This is a genomic window from Chryseobacterium ureilyticum (genome assembly GCF_900156735.1).
GTDB classification, from domain to species: Bacteria; Bacteroidota; Bacteroidia; order Flavobacteriales; family Weeksellaceae; genus Chryseobacterium; species Chryseobacterium ureilyticum.
Window position 1 is genome coordinate 1,063,381 of record NZ_FTOL01000001.1, and the last position, 20,168, is coordinate 1,083,548.

The 20,168-nt window shown below is 33.7% G+C and carries 17 protein-coding genes; 14 read left to right on the forward strand and 3 right to left on the reverse strand.

Going from position 1 to position 20,168, the window contains the following annotated elements:
* Positions 1–2: 2 nt before the first annotated feature.
* The 6 genes from BW983_RS04570 (at position 3) to BW983_RS04600 (ending at position 6,584) form a co-directional block, all read left to right on the forward strand.
* Entirely contained in the window at positions 3–413 is a 411-nt protein-coding gene (locus BW983_RS04570) for a lipocalin/fatty acid-binding family protein (protein WP_076550243.1), read from the forward strand.
* A gap of 58 nt (positions 414–471) precedes the next feature.
* Positions 472–1,650, forward strand: a complete 1,179-nt coding sequence (locus BW983_RS04575) for an acetyl-CoA C-acyltransferase (RefSeq protein WP_076550245.1) — start codon at positions 472–474, stop codon at positions 1,648–1,650.
* A 106-nt stretch (positions 1,651–1,756) separates the two neighbouring features.
* On the forward strand, positions 1,757–3,247 hold the full coding sequence (locus BW983_RS04580; RefSeq protein ID WP_076550246.1) for an MFS transporter: 1,491 nt from the start codon (positions 1,757–1,759) through the stop codon (positions 3,245–3,247).
* 234 nt (positions 3,248–3,481) lie between these two features.
* Positions 3,482–4,408, forward strand: a complete 927-nt coding sequence (locus BW983_RS04590; RefSeq protein ID WP_076550249.1) for a mevalonate kinase family protein — start codon at positions 3,482–3,484, stop codon at positions 4,406–4,408.
* Positions 4,409–4,418: 10 nt separating this feature from the next.
* Positions 4,419–5,348, forward strand: coding sequence for a UbiA family prenyltransferase (locus BW983_RS04595; protein WP_076550251.1), 930 nt, complete (start codon positions 4,419–4,421; stop codon positions 5,346–5,348).
* A gap of 63 nt (positions 5,349–5,411) precedes the next feature.
* Positions 5,412–6,584 (forward strand): proline dehydrogenase family protein, encoded by a 1,173-nt coding sequence (locus BW983_RS04600; RefSeq protein WP_076550253.1) that lies wholly within the window; start codon positions 5,412–5,414, stop codon positions 6,582–6,584.
* A 374-nt stretch (positions 6,585–6,958) separates the two neighbouring features.
* Here the strand turns inward: BW983_RS04600 and BW983_RS04605 are convergent, their stop codons facing one another.
* Complete coding sequence (locus BW983_RS04605; protein ID WP_076550254.1) at positions 6,959–7,495, reverse strand: helix-turn-helix domain-containing protein; 537 nt, start codon at positions 7,493–7,495, stop codon at positions 6,959–6,961.
* Between the two features lie 943 nt (positions 7,496–8,438).
* Between BW983_RS04605 and BW983_RS04610 the strand changes: the two genes are divergently transcribed.
* Complete coding sequence (locus BW983_RS04610) at positions 8,439–9,548, forward strand: M14 family zinc carboxypeptidase (protein ID WP_076550256.1); 1,110 nt, start codon at positions 8,439–8,441, stop codon at positions 9,546–9,548.
* A gap of 369 nt (positions 9,549–9,917) precedes the next feature.
* On the opposite strand, the gene BW983_RS04615 is transcribed toward BW983_RS04610, so the two are convergent.
* Positions 9,918–10,433, reverse strand: a complete 516-nt coding sequence (locus BW983_RS04615) for a DUF4920 domain-containing protein (protein WP_076550258.1) — start codon at positions 10,431–10,433, stop codon at positions 9,918–9,920.
* A gap of 142 nt (positions 10,434–10,575) precedes the next feature.
* On the opposite strand from BW983_RS04615, the gene BW983_RS04620 reads away from it, so the two are divergent.
* The 6 genes from BW983_RS04620 to BW983_RS24595 all read left to right on the forward strand — a co-directional run bounded on the left by BW983_RS04620 (position 10,576) and on the right by BW983_RS24595 (position 18,933).
* A complete protein-coding gene (locus tag BW983_RS04620) occupies positions 10,576–11,988 on the forward strand; it encodes an APC family permease (protein WP_076550259.1) in 1,413 nt (470 codons plus the stop codon).
* Positions 11,989–12,161: 173 nt separating this feature from the next.
* Positions 12,162–12,602, forward strand: coding sequence for a GPW/gp25 family protein (locus BW983_RS04625; RefSeq protein ID WP_076550261.1), 441 nt, complete (start codon positions 12,162–12,164; stop codon positions 12,600–12,602).
* A gap of 24 nt (positions 12,603–12,626) precedes the next feature.
* On the forward strand, positions 12,627–14,510 hold the full coding sequence (locus tag BW983_RS04630; protein WP_076550263.1) for a type VI secretion system baseplate subunit TssF: 1,884 nt from the start codon (positions 12,627–12,629) through the stop codon (positions 14,508–14,510).
* A gap of 331 nt (positions 14,511–14,841) precedes the next feature.
* Entirely contained in the window at positions 14,842–17,673 is a 2,832-nt protein-coding gene (gene uvrA / locus BW983_RS04635; RefSeq protein ID WP_076550264.1) for an excinuclease ABC subunit UvrA, read from the forward strand.
* An 84-nt stretch (positions 17,674–17,757) separates the two neighbouring features.
* Positions 17,758–18,585 (forward strand): hypothetical protein, encoded by an 828-nt coding sequence (locus BW983_RS04640; RefSeq protein ID WP_076550266.1) that lies wholly within the window; start codon positions 17,758–17,760, stop codon positions 18,583–18,585.
* Positions 18,586–18,798: 213 nt separating this feature from the next.
* Positions 18,799–18,933, forward strand: a complete 135-nt coding sequence (locus tag BW983_RS24595) for a bacteriocin-like protein (RefSeq protein ID WP_076550267.1) — start codon at positions 18,799–18,801, stop codon at positions 18,931–18,933.
* A gap of 32 nt (positions 18,934–18,965) precedes the next feature.
* On the opposite strand, the gene BW983_RS04650 is transcribed toward BW983_RS24595, so the two are convergent.
* Positions 18,966–19,514: a hypothetical protein gene (locus tag BW983_RS04650; RefSeq protein WP_076550269.1), complete on the reverse strand. Its 549-nt coding sequence runs from the start codon at positions 19,512–19,514 to the stop codon at positions 18,966–18,968.
* Positions 19,515–19,652: 138 nt separating this feature from the next.
* Here BW983_RS04650 and BW983_RS04655 point away from each other — a divergent pair, with 138 nt between their 5' ends.
* Positions 19,653–20,165, forward strand: a complete 513-nt coding sequence (locus BW983_RS04655) for a DUF421 domain-containing protein (RefSeq protein ID WP_076550848.1) — start codon at positions 19,653–19,655, stop codon at positions 20,163–20,165.
* The last annotated feature ends 3 nt before the right edge of the window (positions 20,166–20,168 follow it).

Sequence of the window (20,168 nt, forward strand, 5' to 3'; positions counted from 1 at the left end):
ATATGAAGCTTTTTAAAGTACTTTCAACAGGAATTTTACTATTGGCAGTTTCTCAGATTAAAGCTCAGGAATCTGCTCAGAAAAAACCAGATAACCCCGTTAAATGCTCAAATATAAAAGAAGGTAAATTTCTAAGAGCAAACTACCCGGAATCTATATGGTATATGACCATTAAAGATAATGTTCAGACAGAGTATCTCAATAATGGAAAAGATTATATAAAATCTACTTTGGTTTTTGTAGATGAATGCAGTTACAAATCAATCGTTATGGAAAAAACAGATAAAAATGAGCCTGCTCAGATTGGAGATGTTTTCAATAATAAAATCATAGCAACTCAGGATAATCTTTTGAAAATTAATATGAAAATTGATGATTCTCAGTTTGATGTGGTCTATATAAAAGTAAAATAAATTTAATTATAAAAATGAAGCTAAGGTTTCATTTAACAAAAAAATAAAAATTATATACATGAAAGAAGTATTCATTGTTTCCGCAGTAAGAACACCTATTGGGAGTTTTATGGGAAGTTTATCAACAGTTCCGGCTACTAAATTAGGAGCTACTGCTGTAAAAGGAGCATTAGATAAAATTGGCTTAGATCCTGCAAACGTTCAGGAAATTTATATGGGGAATGTGCTACAGGCAGGAGAAGGACAGGCGCCGGCTCGTCAGGTAGCTTTAGGTGCAGGTCTTTCTATCAACACCCCTTCAACTACAGTAAATAAAGTTTGTGCTTCAGGAATGAAGGCTGTTTCAATGGCTGCTCAGGCAATTAAAGCTGGTGATGCGGAAGTTATCGTTGCAGGAGGTATGGAGAATATGTCTTTAGTTCCTCATTATTACAATGCAAGAGTTGCAACAAAACTTGGTGACATCAAAATGCAGGATGGAATGTTGCTTGACGGACTTACTGACGTTTACAACAAAGTACACATGGGAGTATGTGCAGAAAAATGTGCAACTGATTATAATATTACAAGAGAAGATCAGGATAACTTTGCTATACAATCTTATGAAAGATCAGCAAAAGCTTGGAGCGAAGGAAAATTCAATGAAGAGATCGTTCCGGTTTCTATTCCTCAAAGAAAAGGTGACCCTGTTGTCTTTGCTGAAGATGAAGAGTACAAAGCGGTAAACTTTGACAGAATTAGAACACTTCCTACTGTTTTCAAAAAAGAAGAAGGAACAGTAACAGCTGCCAATGCATCTACACTGAATGATGGTGCATCTGCATTAATTCTTGTTTCCAAAGAGAAGATGGAAGAATTAGGATTAAAGCCATTAGCAAAAATAGTTTCTTACGCTGATGCAGCGCACGAACCTGAAAACTTTACAACAGCTCCGTCGAAAGCATTACCTATCGCACTTAAAAAAGCAGGGTTAGAAATTTCAGATATCGATTTCTTCGAATTTAATGAAGCTTTCTCAGTTGTAGGATTAGCTAACAATAAAATCTTAGGATTGGATGCTTCTAAAGTAAACGTAAACGGAGGAGCTGTAGCACTAGGACATCCACTGGGAAGTTCCGGTTCAAGAATCATCGTTACTTTGATCAACGTATTGAAGCAAAATAATGCAAAATACGGTGCCGCAGCTATCTGCAACGGTGGTGGTGGAGCTTCTGCAATCGTGATTGAAAATATCTAATATTCTGTTTCAGAATATATTACCATTAAGAAATGGATAATTTTTTTAAAAACTTATCCATTTCTTAATGGTTTTTCTATTTTTGTGCTACTAATATTTATTTGAAATGTCTGAAACTGAGAATCGACAACCCAACAACATAAAGAATAATCCAAAGATTATGAAAGCTTGGGCTGTATATGACTGGGCGAATTCCGTTTATTCCCTGGTTATTACTTCTACCATTTTCCCCATTTATTACTCTATCCTTACCACAGCGTATGAGAAAAAAGAATATGTGACGGAAACAAAAAAATGGATTGATGTCCCGGTAAGGCATGCGATCAAAATTTTCGGAAACGAATACCAACCGGATGCAGTATATGGATATTCATTAACCATATCATTCTTTATCGTAGTATTACTCTCACCATTTTTATCCTCTTTGGCGGATACAATCGGGAATAAAAAATCCTTTTTACAGTTTTTCTGTTATCTGGGAGCTACATCTTGTATGGGATTAGCAATGTTTACGGGAATGCATAATGTATTTCTCGGGCTTTTATTCAGTATTACGGCAAGTGTCGGATTCTGGGGAAGTTTAGTATTCTACAATTCGTTTCTGCCGGATATTGCAACACCGGATAGACAGGATGCCCTTTCTGCAAGAGGATATGTTTATGGATATCTGGGATCAGTAGTATTGGTCGTTATTTGTCTGATCCTTATCCAGGTTTTTGCAAAAGGAGCAGCGCAACAATTATTATTTACAAGAATCAGCTTCCTCTTAACAGGAGCATGGTGGTTCGGTTTTTCACAATATACTTTCAAACACCTTCCTCAGTTTGGAGATGTTAAAGATAAACTTCCTAAAGATCTGGTATTATTAAATTACAAGAACATCTTTAAAAAGCATGAAGAGCAGGGAGGTTTCTTTGAAGTGTTAAAAGACAATATGAGCTTTTACAAAGACATTGCTAAAGAAAGTTTTCATGAGCTTTTCAAAGTAGGAGGAGAGCTATTCAAAGATAGGAATCTGAAATTCTTCCTGTCGAGTTTCTTCTTTTACAGTGTGGGAATGCAGACGATCTTCCTTATGGCGACTTTATTTGGAAAAAGTGAGATTAATTTAGCTCAGGATAAACTGATCGGAACTCTTTTGGTAATCCAGATTGAAGCAATCATCGGAGCAGTAATCTTCTCGAGATTGTCAAAAAGAATCGGAAACAGAAATGTTATTTCAATAGCTATTTTCTTATGGATTGTGGCATGTATCTGGGCTTACTTCTTAAACAAAGAAAACCCTACAGTAGAATATCAGTTCTATGGAGTTGCGGCAGTGGTAGGATTGGTAATGGGAGGTCTTCAGGCAATGTCGAGATCTACTTACTCAAAATTACTTCCGGAAAACTCAATGGAAAACACCACTTATTTCAGCTTCTACGATGTATTAGAGAAAATTGCAATCATCATCGGTACATTTATCTTTGCAACATTGATTGAGCATTTTAATAATATGCGTATTGCGGCTTTGTCCATGACATTATTCTTTGGCGCAGGCTTGGTTTTAATCCGATTCCTGAATGTCAAAATGAGAAAAGACAGAGAAACATTATAAAGATTAAAAGACGTTATTTTTAACGTCTTTTTTTATTTTTTAACTTAATATTAATTTCTGCTCCAAAATAAAGCTAATGATAATTTAACATGGATTTTTTTTAATCCGGCATTTTTTTTTGTATTTTTATATAGTAATTGAGAGAAGTAAAACCAAAAAATTGATAATTCGGTCCAGGTTTTGCTTATATTGAACGGAATAATTTTTAACTTTGCAAAAAGATTTATTGTCAATATGACCAACCCTTTATTTTATGCAAAAATAATCCTGTTTGGAGAATATGGAATGATTGAAGATTCCCAGGGGCTTGTAGTACCTTACAGCTTCTATAAAGGAACTTTAAAGTTTTCAGATTTGAGTTCTGAATTTGAACTTAATTCCAACAGGCATCTGCAGAAATATTCAGACTTTCTTACAACGCTTGATCTTTCTGATGACTTTACATTAGATATTGAAAGCTTCAAGAATGATATTTCAAACGGACTTTTCTTCGATTCTAATATTCCTCAAGGATATGGAGTAGGAAGTTCAGGCGCTTTAGTAGCTGCTATTTTTGAAAAATATTCAATCAGTAAACTGAATCCTGAAAATATTTCCAAAGAAAATCTTAAAAAATTAAAGGCTGTTTTTGGTGAAATGGAAAGTTATTTCCATGGAAAAAGTTCCGGTATGGATCCATTGATCTGCTACATGAATCTTCCGATTCTTATCGAAAATAAAGAAAATCTTGACAGAGTTTCTATTCCTGACGGAGAAGAAGGAAAAGGAGCTATTTTCCTGATCGATTCCGGAATGACAGGCGAAACAGGTCCTATGATTCAGATCTTTTTTGAAAAAATGAAGACAGAAGGTTTCCGTAAAACTTTGAAAGAAGAATTTATTCGTTACAACAACGCATGTATAGAATCTTTCCTGAAAAAAGATATGAATCCTTTCTTCAGAAATCTTAAAAAACTTTCTCACTGGGCATACGAACATTTCCGTCCCATGATTCCTGAAAGTATTTTTAATATCTGGAAAAAAGGTTTGGATTCTAATGCATATTACCTGAAACTTTGCGGAAGCGGAGGCGGAGGTTATATTTTAGGCTTTACCCAAGACTACGAAAAAGCAGAAAAAATGCTTGATGGCTTCCAAAAAGAAGTGATTTACAGATTTTAAATAGATTGGAATGAATTCTGAAAAAGAAACTTTCCAATCTAAAAATTATATTTCAAAATCTTTACTTTACAGATTTTCTCAATTCGTGGGCTTTTTACTTGGAGCACGGTTTTTTGTTGCTGCTCTTTTAACATTTGCCCTTTACGTTTCTACTTTTTTTCTGTTTAATCAGGAAGAATCTTTTAGAAATTTCGTCTTTGATTTTAAAGTACACGGTATTATTTTCTGTACCGTTCTTACCATTTTAGCTGGTGGAATTATCAATCAGTTCTACGATCTCGAAAAAGATCATGTGGTAAAACCATTCAGAACCAGAATTCAAAGCTTCATTAAGCAGAAGTATTTTTTATATGCTTACCTTGGGCTGAGTGCTATTTCTTTGAGTGTCGCTTGGCTGATTTCTCACAATGTCTTTATTTTTTTTGTGGTATATCAGTTTTTTATGTGGTTGTACAGTCACAAATTAAGCAGGATATTAATATTGAATAATCTTACATTTGTAAGCCTTACCTTATATCCGTTTTTCGGGATGATGGTGTATTACGAAACCTTTTCCAAGAAGGTTTTTTTGATGGCTGTCTTTCTTTTTCTTATTCTTTTATGCATTGATATTGTAAAAGATATGCTTACAAGAAGTGTAGATAAAGCATTCGGCTATACTACCATTCCAAATTATTTTAAAAGTAGAAATACAAAAATCATTCTTATATCGTTGCTTTTGGTAACCATGGCAGTTTCTATGAAAATTATTACTAAAACAGGGGTTACAGGATTTATGGCTTATTATTTCGCGGGCGGTTTATTTATCATGATTCTTTGTATCTATCTTTTTTTAAATTCCAGCAGGCGAAGTAGCTTCCTCACATTGAACATATTACGTTTTTGGGTTTTCGTTGGAATAATAGCGATGCTTTTAAACGGAATTGAACATAAATTATAAAAAAAATCTTTAAATAAACTAAGGTTATTATTACCTTTGCGTAATTAAATTTAATAAATAGGAATGCCCATTTTTAATGATACTAAAGTTGCATTTGCAGATAAGTCTGATGCACAATTGAGAAAGGCTTACTGGATGTTTAAAATGATTGAACAACCTGCACTTACTAGCCTTGGAACATCCGTTCTTAATTTTACAGTACACAACAACTTTCCATTCGTAACCGGAATTGTAAAAAACACTTTGTTTGAACAGTTCTGCGGTGGTGAAACTCGTGAAGAAAGTATGAAGGTTGTAAAGCAGCTTTTCAAAAGAGGAGTTGGAAGTATTTTCGATTATTCTATTGAAGGAAAAGAAGACGAAGAAACTTTTGATGCAGTTTGTAAGGAAATTAAAGATATTGTAAGATTCTCAGTAGGAAATCCGGCAATTCCTTTTATTGTATTTAAGCCTACGGCATTCGGAAGAATTGATCTTTATGAAGCAGTTGGAAAAGGAGCAGAGCTTACTACAAGTCAGAAAGAAGAATGGGAGAGAGTGGTGAGAAGATTTGATGAGGTATGTGCTCTTTGTCATGAAAATGATAAAAAAGTGATGGTAGATGCTGAAGAGACTTGGATGCAGGATTCAGCAGATCAGCTTTGTGAAGAAATGATGGAAAAATATAACCAGGAAAAGCCGATTGTTTGGAATACAATCCAAATGTACAGAACCGGAAGGCTGGAATATATGGAAGCACATCTTCAAAGAGCAAGAGAGAAAAATTATTTTATCGGATATAAGATCGTACGTGGAGCTTATATGGAAAAAGAAAGAGCGAGAGCAGCAGAAAAAGGATATGCAGATCCGATTCAGCCAAATAAAGAAGCTTCAGATAAGAATTACAATGCAGGAATTGATTTTGTAATGAATCATCTGGATAAAGTATCAGCATTCTTTGGAACTCACAATGAAATCTCTTCCGAATTGATCATGGATAAAATGAAATCCAAATCATTGGAAAGCGGAAATCCTCACGTTTATTTTGGGCAGCTTTACGGGATGAGTGATAATATTACCTTCTATTTATCCAATAAAGGCTATAATGTGGCTAAATACCTTCCATATGGACCTGTTAAAGATGTTGTACCATATCTTACGAGAAGAGCCCAGGAAAATACCTCTGTAGCCGGACAGACGGGAAGAGAGCTAGGACTGATCAAAAAGGAACTTGAAAGAAGAAAAAGCAGCAGATAAGCTTTTAAACATATAAAAAAGACCCGCAAAATTTGCGGGTCTTTTTATTTAAGATAATTAAGTGATTTGGAGAATATTATTTTTTATTTAAATTCTTAATAATTAATGTATTTAACTTTAGTATTAATTATTTGTTAAAATAATTAAATATTTATTGTTGATTTTATTTAAATTTTTTATATTTGATATAACTATTAGAAATAACTACTGATCATATTTATATAAATTTTTCGGATACCATTATTAATGATCTTTAAGGAGGTTAAAATGTATCAACGAAATTCATATTTAAATTTAAAAAACAATAAAGCAAATAGCTTTAGTTTTCTTCTTCAAATATTTTTTAGCCTGACTATTTTCTTTAGTCAGGTTTTTTATGGCTCAAAACTTTCGAATTTTCCATTTTCATAGAACAATACAATACGTTTTATCTTATTAGTTTGATTTCCAATAGCTTGACTTATTATTTCTTCGGGAGAAATTTCTAATCGCTGAGAATCGGATATTTTTTCTGCAGCTTTATTGGAGGATGGTATAAAGGATTCTCCAGCACTTGTTTGGGGAAGCTCTATTTCCGTCTCAACAGCTCCAAATTCATCGTCATTGTTCATCATGGTGAAAAGATCGGGGAGAGGAGTTGTTCTTACCGTATCTCCTTCAGTTTGCTCTTCAGAAATTTCAGGAACAGGCAATTCAGATTTCAGCATTTCACCTTCTCCGGTAACCAACCAATCCCAAAGAAGATCCGGGAAACGTGATTTTATTTTTATGATAAATTCCAGAGATGGCTTATTTCTTCCGGACATAATATGTGAAATCGAAGAACGTTGTACATCGATCTCATCTGCAAACTCAGATGGAGTAAGATTGGAATACTCTATAACTTTTGAAATTCTTTCGTTTAAACTCATAAAAATAAGTCTTTAATTATGTTACAAATGTAAATGATATAATTTACAAAAGCAAATTACAGATGTAAATAAAATAAACTAATACAAATGTACAATTGTAAACTAATAATAATATACTATAATACAGTGGTTTATATAATATTTACATTTGTACTTTAATATTGTAATCTATAAATTTAAAAATAAAGCTCTGCCAAATTACTTTAATATTTGACCAATAAATGGAGTTTAATATCTAAATTTTGGATATATAATCACCGATTAAACATCATTCTTACCAGATAAACTCCTTTACAATATTAATCTAAAGATAACAGGAACCAAGAAGCCTAAAATTTATAAAAATTTTTGTTTATTTAAGGAAATCAATACTTTACATAGCAAAACAAATGTAAATTACTTATGTAAACAACCTGTTAAATCTCTTTTTTACAATTGTTCTAAGGTAAATTCATTTTTAATTAAATCTTTTTGTCTTCATAAATCCAAACTTGAAGTAAAAATAAACTTTGATATTAGTATTTTCAAGTATTTACATTTGTATAGTCACATTAATAAACTACTTTTACACATTTTATTTGTTTAAAATAATTATGCCTATTGGGCTTAAAACAGAGGATAATACACTTCAAGTATAGTTAGAAAAAGTATTTAGATGAATTTTATAACTAATTGAATTTGTGTTATTTAAATATTTGCAATTGAATTATTCGCAATCCACAATTTTATCAACAGACAAAGTGTCTGTATAGCTTGTTTAACAATGTTACATATGTTATAGTGTAATAGAATACTAAATCACCCGATAATAACTTTTGTAAATTACATTTATAAATCATCAAAAGCGCATAAAAATGAATTTTCACACTTGTTTACATATGTTAATTTAGTTTTTATGCCTTAAAATGGTTAATTTTGATTCTTGTAAACTATATTTCGAACAATGAACTTTGAACATATTTATTCTCCAAGCTCTGATTTCCCAAATCGCTATATTTCCCCTGAAAAATTATTTTCGTACCTACAGGCAAATCTCAGCGATTATATTCAGGTGATCGGAAAATCATTTTTAGATAAACCTATTTATCAGTTAAGCATCGGAACCGGAAATATTCAGGTACTGGCTTGGTCGCAAATGCATGGTAATGAATCCAACGCTACTCATGCTATGTTAGATCTTTTGACTAGTCTAGATAAAGCTCCTGAAATGAAAGAAGATTTATTCAGTAAGATCAGATTAGACTTTATCTTTATGCTAAATCCTGACGGTTCTGAAAGATGGACGAGACTGAATGCTGCAGATATTGATCTTAACCGTGATTTTCATAATGAGGCTAGTACAGAGATTAAATTTCTAAAAAAAGCAGCTGCTTCCAAGAAGTATGATTATGCATTAAACCTTCATGAGCAAAGAACTATTTTTACGACTGACGGTATTCACCCAGCAACTCTTTCTTTTCTGGCTCCTTCTGAAAATGTAGAACGTACAGTAACAGAGAACAGGAAAAAATGTATGGCAGTAATTGGTAGTGTTTATAGTCATTTAAAGGAAATGATTCCTAATCAGATTGGTAGATATTCTGATGAATTCTATCCAACTTCGACTGGAGATAACTTTATAAAAGCAGGAATGCCAACCATATTATTTGAAGGAGGTCATTTTGTAGATGACTATACAAGAAAAGGTACCCGAAAATATTATACTATTGCTTTATATTATGCATTAAAGGCAATCAGTGAACTTAATTCTGATACTACAGGTTGGGAAACTTATCTTGAAATTCCAGAAAATCTGGAAACACATTATGATATTATATATAGGAACGTGAGATTGAATACAGATCATGAGTGTATTTTAGACATTGCTGTTCAGTACAGAGAATTGAAAGAGGAAGGGCAGGATGATATTTCCTTTGTTCCTTTTGTAATGGAAGCCGGAGATGTGAAGAAGAGAAAAGGCTGGTTGGAAATAGATTGTACAGGAAAGAAATTTATTTCAACTAATAAATATCCAAAGCTGGATGCAGTAGTGGATTTTAAAATAGAAGATTAACAAGTTCGGCAATCCAAAGGATTGCCGAACTTGTTATTGGAATACATATATAATATGTAAAGAGACAATAGAAAATCTCACTATTCAGATTATTCAGAGTACATGTTTATTTTAAGATAAAGAATCTGCGTAATCTGTAAAATCCTCGACATTTACCTTTAATGAGAATAAGCTTTAGCTTGTTCGTTTCATTAAAATTTCATTCAATGACTTTAGCTAAAACCTATAAAAATAAACCTCTGGAAAAGCTCCGGAGGTTTTATGATAATAGTATGTTTAGATTCTTTCAGAATGACAAAATGTACATCTCTTTTTAGATAAAGAATCTACATAATTAGTAAAATCAACAAAAGATAAGTGTATGAAATTTTAGTTCACCACTTTAATTCCGCTTGCCAGGAATCTAATTTCTTCTTTAGGTTGTGTAATAGCATCAATTTCAGACTGAGGTTTCTTAGCATCTTCTGCATAATGTTTTTGCTCATCAACAGAAATTACTTTTCTTTCTGCATTTCCTTCCAGTACTACATTTTTACCTTTTAAAGCAGTTGGAACGAAGAAAGCATAATCCTTCATTTTTACGAAAAACTGCGAATTATCTTCAGTCTGGATGGTTAACCAGCAACCTTTTTTCTCACAAACATCAGTTACTTTCCCTTTGATTGCTACATTTTCCAGCTTTTTATTTTCTTTTTTAAGTTTTTTTCCTAATTTTTCTACAGAAATTGCTTTAGATTCAGTGTTGGAAGCAACTCCTGCTCCGTAAGCATCACCTACAAGAGCGCTTCCTGCTGGGGGACCAACTTTTTTTTGAGATGTTGCCTGTGCAAAAGCAAAAGTAGAAGCACTTACAGCCGCCGCAAATAATATCGCTTTGAATTTCATTGTTAATATTTTCCTCAAAAATACTAATTAAAATCGAATCATAAACTGATAAATATTGATAAAAAATAGGATGATCAGTAAAATTTTAATAAAATTCAAAATGAATGAGAGATTTGTTTATATTTGACGCCTATACTTGACTATGCAAAAAAAACTGAAACTATGGGATGCCATTATGCTTGTAATGGGGTCTATGATCGGAAGCGGAATCTTTATTGTAAGTGCCGACATGATGCGGAATATGGGCTCCGGATTCTGGATGATCGTTGTATGGATCATAACAGGTATAATGACGGTAGCTGCGGCAATAAGTTACGGTGAACTGTCTGCATTGTTTCCGAAAGCTGGTGGACAATATACTTATCTGAAAGAGATTTTTGGAAAAAGAATGGGATTTTTGTACGGTTGGGGCTTGTTTACAGTGATACAAACAGGAACAATTGCTGCTGTAGCAATGGCCTTTGGTAAATTTACGGCGTATCTTATTCCTTCTCTTAATGATGCTGCACCTATCTTTCAAAGCGGTGAGTTTAAAATTACATGGATACAAATTTTAGCAATTGCTGTAATACTTTTGCTTACCTATATCAATACACGAGGAGTACAAAGTGGTAAAATTCTTCAGAATATATTTACAGGATCAAAGATCATAGCATTAATAGGGCTTATTGCATTAGGTTTTATATTGGTTGATTTTTCTCATTTGGCTGAAAATTTCAGTTGGGGGACAGATGCTTTTAGCAATCTTAAAAAAGATATAAGTGGTAATTTCTTAAAAGAAGGTTGGGAGCCGATTGGTGGGATGACTTTATTGGGAGGTATTGCTGCTGCTATGGTTGGGTCTGTTTTCAGTTCTGTGGCATGGGAAAGTGTAACATTTGTATCGGGGGAAATAGAAAACCCTAAGAAAAATGTAGTAAAATCAATGATCTATGGTACTTCAGCTGTAATGATTCTTTATATCGCGGTAAATTTTGTCTACTTAAATGCATTGGACAGGGATTCGATTGCATTTGCAGCTAATGACAGAGTAGCAGTAGCAGCATCACAAAATATTTTTGGAAGTGCAGGAACTATTATTATTGCCTTGTTGGTTATGATTTCTACTTTTGGATGTGATAATGGATTGATCTTAGCCGGTGCCAGGGTTTTCCAGACTATGGCAAAAGATGGAATGTTCTTTCAGTCGGCGGTGAAGAATAACAAGAATGAAGTTCCAGAAAACGCATTATGGATGCAGGGTGTTTGGGCTTCTCTATTATGTTTGAGCGGGCAGTACGGAAACTTACTGGATATGATTTCCTTTGTGATCGTTCTGTTTTATATGATTACTGTTTTTGGGGTAATTTATTTGAGAATAAAGCAACCGGCATTGGAAAGACCTTATAAAACATGGTTATATCCGGTTACTCCAATCATTTATTTGGTGATAGGAACTTGTTTTTGTATTCTCCTTTTAATATATAAGCAACAATATACATGGCCAGGGTTTCTATTAGTTCTTCTTGGGCTTCCAGTGTATTATTTTATTAATAGGAAAAAGGCAAATAGCTAACTAAGTAAAAGAATGAATATAATATAGATAATAGATTAAGGGCTTTCAATTCAGTTTGAAGGTCCTTCTTTTTGAATAATATTTTAATTTATTATGGCAATTATTTAGTGAAAATGTGTATTTTGGTATTTCGTTTTTAAGGAAACGGAACCATGAAGTAAAAACAATAAGTTATGGATACACCAAATTACAGAATGCCCTTTGTACCGTCTACACTAATGACAGAAGGAGGCAGTATCGATACCTGCGATATGGGAGAAAGTATAGCCCATAATATTATGCTGCTGATCACCACCAAAAAAGGAGAAAACAGATACGATGAAAACTATGGAAATGATGTTTGGAACCTTGAATTTGATAATGGGGTGACAAGTGCCATTTGGGAAAGCGTTTTTATCAAAAGCCTTAGAAGGCAGATCCACGAGTATGAACCGAGGATTGTACAGCCGCAGATAGATGCCAATATACAATTTGTAGAACACAGCTACGATACTAAAGAACACACCGAAATCAAAAAGAAAGTAAGAATTGCCATCAATGCCAAGATGGATGAAACAGGAGAACGTTTCAGTTTTTCAACGGAACTGTTCCTAAGCCCGATGTCTATTGATTAATATTTCTAACAGCGAAAAAAAATTATGAATTTAGATCAGAATATTTATTCTAAAGAATCAGTAAAAGCAAGAATGCTTCAGAATGCAACTAAAGTTTGGGGACTGAAAAGCCCACAGTCTTTAGATCCGTTTGTAAAACTATTGATAGACGCATTCAGTACAGAAGTTTTCAAAGCAAATAACGAAATACAGACAGTCAACGCCCGAATTTTAGAAAAACTGGCAAAACTGTTAACCCCATCTATTTACACACATCCTATTCCGGCACACTCCGTTGCTTTTACACAACCTTATGAATCTTCTGAGGTCTTGTTGGAACATACAGAATTTTTCTTCCGTAAGCAGATGACTTCTACTATAAAATCGGAGTCTGATAAGCAATTGAATATCCCATTCACGCCTGTAGGAAATGTAAGAATCAATAAAGTACATACTTCTATTATGTTTGTAGGGAATACCTGTTACAGTATTGATGACCGTTTCAATAAAATTCCTATTGCAAGATTTCAGGGGAAACCCGAAGATTATAGAAAAATTACCGTAGGAGTTGATGTAAGCAAATATGTAAGCGAAAATTTCCCTAAATATTTAAGTATATTTTGCTCCAACCCAGCATTTGAGCATCTGGATTTTGTGTATAAGCTATTGCCTTATATTACAGTGTCAAGTAATGGGAATCCTTTATTTGTAAGAGAGGGATTAAGTTATCTTACAGAAAATCAAGTGGATGGATACGAACAAATGTTTAAAGAACAATCCATTCGAAATAAAGTAATTGAAGATATAAAGAGCATTTATCGTCATAAGTTCATTGAGATTACCGGAATTTCCAATAGCCTTTTCTCAGAGCCTGGACAGCTTCCGCAGAATCTTGAATTCCTTGCTTCAAAAGAAGAAGTAACAAAATATATTGATAATAAGCGTTATCTATGGCTTACTTTTGAATTCCCACCACAATTCTCTGCAGAAATTCTTGACAATTTCTCATTTGTATTGAATGCCTTCCCAATCTACAACAGAGGTTGGAAAAAAACAGAATACAGCCTTGATATAATGGGAAATAATATTCCTTTGGTAACAGATGAAGGAGAGCACTTCCTATATGTAGATGAGGTTCAGGATGGAGACGGAAGAAAATATACCGAGATCCCTTTTACTCCTGCTGATGATCTTAAAAAAGGATTATACACCGTAAGAAAAGGAGGAATGGAGCGCTTCACCAGCAGAAATGCCGTAGATATGATCGCAAACGTTCTCGAGCTTACCAGGGATGAAATTGCTGCATTTTCACTTCTGAACAGAGATAACGTGAAAGGCGTTCTGAGTGAAATGTCTGACAAGATGAAATCCATGGTGCAGAAAGTAAATAATGCCAAAAGAAATATCAGACAGGAACTGAACTATGTGATCATGGAACCTGTGGAAAAAACAGACCACACTTATGCTTCATTCTGGGTTACTCACTGTACTTTTGCCAACCATATGCGTCCGGGAACAGAGCTTTCCAATCAATTGAAATCTCAGACCGTAGTATTGCTTTCCGAAACATTGGGTGGTGCTGAAGAACAAAAAGGAACAGACAGCATTCAGGCTTATAAATATGCATTGACTACAAGAGATAAGATTATTTCCCTTGAAGACGTAAAAAACTATTGCCGAATGATTCTGAAAGATGAATTAAGGGAAGTAAGAGTAAGAAGAGGAACCATGATCAGCAACAAACCTAAAGAAGGTTTTGTAAGAACAGTTGAGGTAGAAATTGTTCCGCAGAATTATTCTTTCTATGGAAGAGCATATTGGGAAAATATGGCAAATATTCTTAGAAATCAGATTATTGCCAAAGCGATAGATGGAATAGAATACCTTGTGAAAGTAACTAACGAAGACGTTGAGTTTCAGGATATGTAAAAATTTAAATTATAATATTAAATGTCGTAGAAATACGACATTTTTTTTTCACAAATATCTTATGATTAATCTGTAAGTAATAATCATAATAAAATAATTCAACAGAAACGGTCTTCAGCCCGTTTTTTATAGGCACACATCCATAGGCTTTAGCCAAAACTTATTCCATCATTTCACAGTATAATCTTCTTAATCATCTTCCAAATCGAAAAGAAATATAAACGTATATAAAAGAATTTATAAACAAATTTATGCTCCAGATAATAAAAAAAATTCCATAAAATTCCGTAATTTTGCACGTTGTGATTTTCAGGCAAAGTCACTCCAAATTATGAGCAAATCAACAGAATATATAGAAGTTTACGGAGCACGTGAACACAACCTGAAGAATATTAATGTTAAAATTCCACGCAATGAGCTGGTAGTAATTACCGGGCTTTCAGGAAGCGGAAAATCGTCACTTGCCTTTGATACAATTTTTGCGGAAGGTCAGCGTCGTTATATAGAAACATTCTCTGCTTATGCACGTCAGTTTTTGGGCGGGCTGGAGCGTCCTGATGTAGATAAAATTGAAGGACTTTCACCAGTTATTGCCATTGAGCAGAAAACAACCAATAAAAACCCTCGTTCCACAGTAGGAACTGTTACAGAACTCTATGATTTTTTACGTCTTCTGTATGCAAGAGTTTCAGATGCTTACTCTTTGTCTACAGGGCAGAAGTTGGTAAGTTATACAGAAGATCAGATTCTGGATGCCATTAAAGAAAACTACAAAGGAGAGAAGATCATGTTATTGGCTCCTGTTGTACGTTCCAGAAAAGGACATTACCACGAGCTTTTCGTACAGATGGCGAAAAAAGGGTATGGACAGGCAAGAATTGATGGTGAATTGCAGGATATTGAATATGATTTAAAGCTTGACCGTTATAAAACCCATGATATTGACATCGTAATAGACCGTTGGATCATCGGAGAAAGCGCTTCAGAAGGCAGAATGGAAAAATCTCTACGTACAGCGATGGACATGGGAGAAGGGATTATCGGAATCCAGAAGCTGGGAAGTACAGATATTGAATATTTCTCCAAAAACCTAATGGATGCCGAAACAGGACATTCATTGGCATTACCGGAACCAAATACATTTTCATTCAACTCTCCAAAAGGAAGCTGTCCGGACTGTAAAGGTTTGGGAACGATTAAAAAGATCAATACAGATTATTTTGTAGATAACCCTAAGCTATCAATCAATCAGGGCGGATTGTTACCGCTGGAAGACATTAAGTCTAATAAATGGATTCTTGCACAGATCAAAAACATCCTTGAAATCTTCGGATTGGGAATGACAACTCCGTTACAGGATATTCCTGAAGAGGCTTTGGACTATATTTACAACGGATGTCATAAAGAGTTTAATAAAGATCTGAAATATGCAGGAATTACCAAGAAGATAAAGATCAGTTTCGATGGTTTAATTGCGTTCATGGAAGAAATGATTGATGAAAAAGAATCCTATGAAGCCGTTTTACTGGAAAGACACTTTACAACTGAAGAAACCTGTCCGGAATGTCATGGAACACGTCTTCAGCCCTCAAGCTTAAGCTTTAAAATTGATGGTAAAAATATTGCTGAGGTGAATGGTTTAAGTTTATCAGACTTAAAAGAATGGTTAGCTGACGTTAAAGATAAATTTTCTGAAAAAAATAAAATAATTGCTCACGAGATTTTAAAGGAAATCGAAACAAGACTTCAGTTCTTACTGGATGTAGGTTTAGATTATTTAAGCTTGAGCAGAAGTTCGAAAACCCTTTCAGGAGGAGAATCTCAAAGAATTCGTCTTGCCACACAGATCGGGTCTCAGCTTGTGAATGTATTGTACATCTTGGATGAGCCAAGTATCGGACTTCACCAAAGAGATAATGAAAGACTGATCCATTCTCTGAAAAACCTTAGAGATATTGGTAACTCTGTTTTGGTGGTAGAGCATGATAAAGATATGATTCTGGAAGCCGATGAGGTTCTGGATATTGGTCCAAGAGCAGGAAAATTCGGTGGAGAAATTCTTTGGCAGGGAAAACCAAAAGATCTTTTAAAAGCAGATACCATTACCGCACAATATATCAACGGGAAAAGAAAAATTGAAGTTCCGGCAGAAAGAAGAACAGGAAGCGGTAAAAATATTCTGTTAAAGGGAGCTACAGGAAATAACCTTAAAAACGTAACGCTTGATGTTCCATTAGGAAAACTGGTTGTGGTAACCGGAATTTCAGGAAGTGGAAAATCTTCACTGATTAACGGAACACTATATCCAATTCTTAATAAGCATTTTTACAGAGCGGTTCAGGAGCCTTTACCATATAAAAAGATTGAAGGACTTGATAATATTGATAAAATTGTAGACGTGGACCAGACGCCGATCGGAAGAACACCGCGTTCAAATCCTGCAACATATACCGGAATGTTTACAGATATCAGAAACCTTTTTGCCGAATTACCAGAAAGTAAAATCCGAGGTTACAAACCAGGAAGATTCTCTTTCAATGTAAAAGGCGGAAGATGTGAAACCTGTCAGGGTGGAGGATTGAAAGTTATTGAAATGAATTTCCTTCCAGATGTATACGTTCATTGCGAAACATGTAACGGAAAACGTTTCAACAGAGAAACACTCGAGGTTCGCTACAAAGGAAAATCTATCTCCGATGTATTGGATATGACCATTGATGAAGCAGTAGAGTTTTTCCAGCCGATTCCTAAGATTTTTGCAAAAGTAAAAACATTACAGGACGTAGGGTTGGGATATATTACACTGGGGCAACAGTCAACTACTCTTTCAGGAGGTGAAGCACAACGTATCAAACTGGCAACAGAACTGGCAAAAAGACAAACCGGGAATACCTTATATATTCTGGATGAGCCTACCACCGGATTACATTTTGAAGATGTTAAAATTCTGATGGATGCAATTAATAAATTAGTAGAGCTTGGAAATTCATTCATTATTATTGAACATAATATGGATGTAATTAAACTTGCAGACCACATCATAGACGTAGGACCGGAAGGAGGAAAACATGGTGGACAGATTGTAGCTCAGGGAACCCCCGAAGAAATTGTGAAATCTAAAAAGAGTTTGACAGGAAAATTCCTGAAGAGAGAATTAGAATAAAATAGATCAATCTAAATATACAAAAGAATTTGCGAAAGCAGATTCTTTTTTTATTTTTACCACTACCAAATCCAAATGTTAATCATGAGAAAATATACAATTCTGGCGTTGTTTCCGCTTCTTTTATCATGTAAAAAAGAAAAACCAGCATCTACAACATCTGTTGAAGCAAAAACTCAGAAAACAGATAGTATTAAAGTTAATGAAATAGAATATCAATTAGATAAAAATACAGTATTTGGAGTGTATCAATTGACGGATAAAGATATTGCTATCTGTATGCCGGTTCAGTTTGGATATGATGATCTGCCGTTATCCAAAAAATATGAAAACTTCCTTGCCAAAGACTCTCTTCCGTGGATATATGGTAAAGATATGAAGGATTATAAATACTATGATACTTTGTCTGTAGATCGATTAATTTATAATAAAAGGTTTGAGGATATCTTTAAAAAAGAAATGAAGGACAGCTATTTTGTTTATGGAACTCAATCCTTCCAAGAATGTAAAATCAAAAGAGTGGTGTTTCAATCTACAGAATGTGGAAACGATTATATAGCCTATATTCTCAATGTTGATAAAAGCCAAATCGGGCATCCGCTAATTGCTTCAGAAAAAGAAATTCCCTTGAAATATGAGAATGATTATAAAGAAATCAATAAAACTATAAAAAAATCTGCTGCTAAAGAAAGTACAGAAAACAATTATGGATTCGGAAACTACAATCCCTTGGTTTACGGAAACTATAAAAATCTTTACTTCACCTATTACGATGATTTTAAATGGTATAATAAAAAATCAGGATCCAATTGCCAATTTCCTGAAAGAGCAATCTTTGAATTAGATTCCAAAGGAAAAGCAAAGATGCTGTGGAGCTCTGAAATGGACCTTCTTGGGTTACCTTGTCTTTAATCTGTAAAACCTTTGATGATGAGGTTTTCGGACAAAATAATAATCAAGAAATGTTATGAATAACTTATCTTGCTTTAACTGTTTAAGTTATGTATTTTAAATGTGTTTTTATTTTGTATTATAAATTAAAATTCTATAAAAAATATAGGTAAAACTGTAATAATTTAATAAAATAATCATATTAGTTTTGTCAAACCATAAAATTAAAACTATATGAAAAATTTAAAGAAACTGACTAAAGTAGATTTGAAGTCAGTGTACGGAGGGCAGCCAAAACAGTATTGTACGTATTGCGAATGGGCGGATAAAGTATTTTGCAGCGAAATTCCAATCGTTCAATGTCCATAAAAAAATTAAGACCGCTTTTATAAGCGGTCTTTCTATTGATGGGTATTCTGTATAAAACCTTTCATTTCAGTTTTAAGATCTCTGGAACTTTTGATAGAATCAAAAACGATATTGTCAACTTTCCATTTTTTATCCATATTAATCAGTTCTATTTTATCCTTCCATATTATCTTTGGACTTGCCATATCATATTCAAATTGAACAAGAGCCTCTGCAGTCTTTCCTTTGACAGTAATAGCCTCGATTTTATAATCGGTATATCCTTCATATAAGCTTGAGAAAATAGCGCCTTCAAATATCAAAGGCTTTTCATCAGGATGATCACTATTCTTTACTTTTTCAATATCCGTTTTTGAGGCATTTATTGCATCTTCTAAAATACTTTTTAAGTCCTTAGAGAATAAATTATTAGAAATAGGCTCGTTATAGATGGCTTCATTAGACTTACCATACTTTTTATAAAGTTCATCTACCTGCATTCCGATGGCTGTATTATCGGAGGTAGCTGATGGGGTAGTATTTTTTTTGCATGAAATAAAAATGATTAGAATGCTTATGTATAGAAATAATTGCTTCTTCATGAAAAATATTTTAGGAAAATGTTCAAATCCTATACCAACAAAACATGAGGTTGTTGAAAATGGAGAATTTATTGAAGATTAAAAGATATAAGCTGAAGCAATCATAAAAATCAATACATTTGATTAGATAAAAAAATGATGGATCCTATACTTAACGTTGTTTTTCGTTCCCTTTGCGTTTATCTTTTTATGGTAATTGCGATTCGTTTGTTTGGTAAAAATCAACTTTCCCAACTGAATGCCGGAGACGTGGTTTTACTGTTATTAATTTCCAATGCAGTTCAGAATGCTATGGTAGGCTCCAATACTTCACTTGAAGGAGGTATTGTTGCGGCATTAGTTTTGTTTGTTGCTAATTTTATTCTTAAAAGATTCATGTTTTCCAGTCGTTCTTTTGAAACATTGATGGAAGATGACCCTGTAGTTCTGATCAAAGACGGTATTGCAGATCAGGCAGCACTTAATAGAGTGAAGATTACACAGGGCGAATTGGAAGAAGAGATAAGAGAGCATGGGATAGAGAATATTAAAAATGTTAAGCTATCTGTTCTGGAAGTTGATGGAAATATCAGCGTAGTTTCAGAAGATGAAAAAAGCAAGCAAACCCACTATTCAAGAATTAAAAGAAAGTATAAAAGAAAATATCACTAATCA

Bases quoted from the DNA above. Each gene is read 5' to 3' on its own strand.
- BW983_RS04570 (WP_076550243.1), top strand. From the start codon at position 3: ATGAAGCTTTTTAAAGTACTTTCAACAGGAATTTTACTATTGGCAGTT.
- BW983_RS04575 (WP_076550245.1), top strand. From the start codon at position 472: ATGAAAGAAGTATTCATTGTTTCCGCAGTAAGAACACCTATTGGGAGT.
- BW983_RS04580 (WP_076550246.1), top strand. From the start codon at position 1,757: ATGTCTGAAACTGAGAATCGACAACCCAACAACATAAAGAATAATCCA.
- BW983_RS04590 (WP_076550249.1), top strand. From the start codon at position 3,482: ATGACCAACCCTTTATTTTATGCAAAAATAATCCTGTTTGGAGAATAT.
- BW983_RS04595 (WP_076550251.1), top strand. From the start codon at position 4,419: ATGAATTCTGAAAAAGAAACTTTCCAATCTAAAAATTATATTTCAAAA.
- BW983_RS04600 (WP_076550253.1), top strand. From the start codon at position 5,412: ATGCCCATTTTTAATGATACTAAAGTTGCATTTGCAGATAAGTCTGAT.
- BW983_RS04605 (WP_076550254.1), bottom strand. From the start codon at position 7,495: ATGAGTTTAAACGAAAGAATTTCAAAAGTTATAGAGTATTCCAATCTT.
- BW983_RS04610 (WP_076550256.1), top strand. From the start codon at position 8,439: ATGAACTTTGAACATATTTATTCTCCAAGCTCTGATTTCCCAAATCGC.
- BW983_RS04615 (WP_076550258.1), bottom strand. From the start codon at position 10,433: ATGAAATTCAAAGCGATATTATTTGCGGCGGCTGTAAGTGCTTCTACT.
- BW983_RS04620 (WP_076550259.1), top strand. From the start codon at position 10,576: ATGCAAAAAAAACTGAAACTATGGGATGCCATTATGCTTGTAATGGGG.
- BW983_RS04625 (WP_076550261.1), top strand. From the start codon at position 12,162: ATGGATACACCAAATTACAGAATGCCCTTTGTACCGTCTACACTAATG.
- BW983_RS04630 (WP_076550263.1), top strand. From the start codon at position 12,627: ATGAATTTAGATCAGAATATTTATTCTAAAGAATCAGTAAAAGCAAGA.
- uvrA (WP_076550264.1), top strand. From the start codon at position 14,842: ATGAGCAAATCAACAGAATATATAGAAGTTTACGGAGCACGTGAACAC.
- BW983_RS04640 (WP_076550266.1), top strand. From the start codon at position 17,758: ATGAGAAAATATACAATTCTGGCGTTGTTTCCGCTTCTTTTATCATGT.
- BW983_RS24595 (WP_076550267.1), top strand. From the start codon at position 18,799: ATGAAAAATTTAAAGAAACTGACTAAAGTAGATTTGAAGTCAGTGTAC.
- BW983_RS04650 (WP_076550269.1), bottom strand. From the start codon at position 19,514: ATGAAGAAGCAATTATTTCTATACATAAGCATTCTAATCATTTTTATT.
- BW983_RS04655 (WP_076550848.1), top strand. From the start codon at position 19,653: ATGGATCCTATACTTAACGTTGTTTTTCGTTCCCTTTGCGTTTATCTT.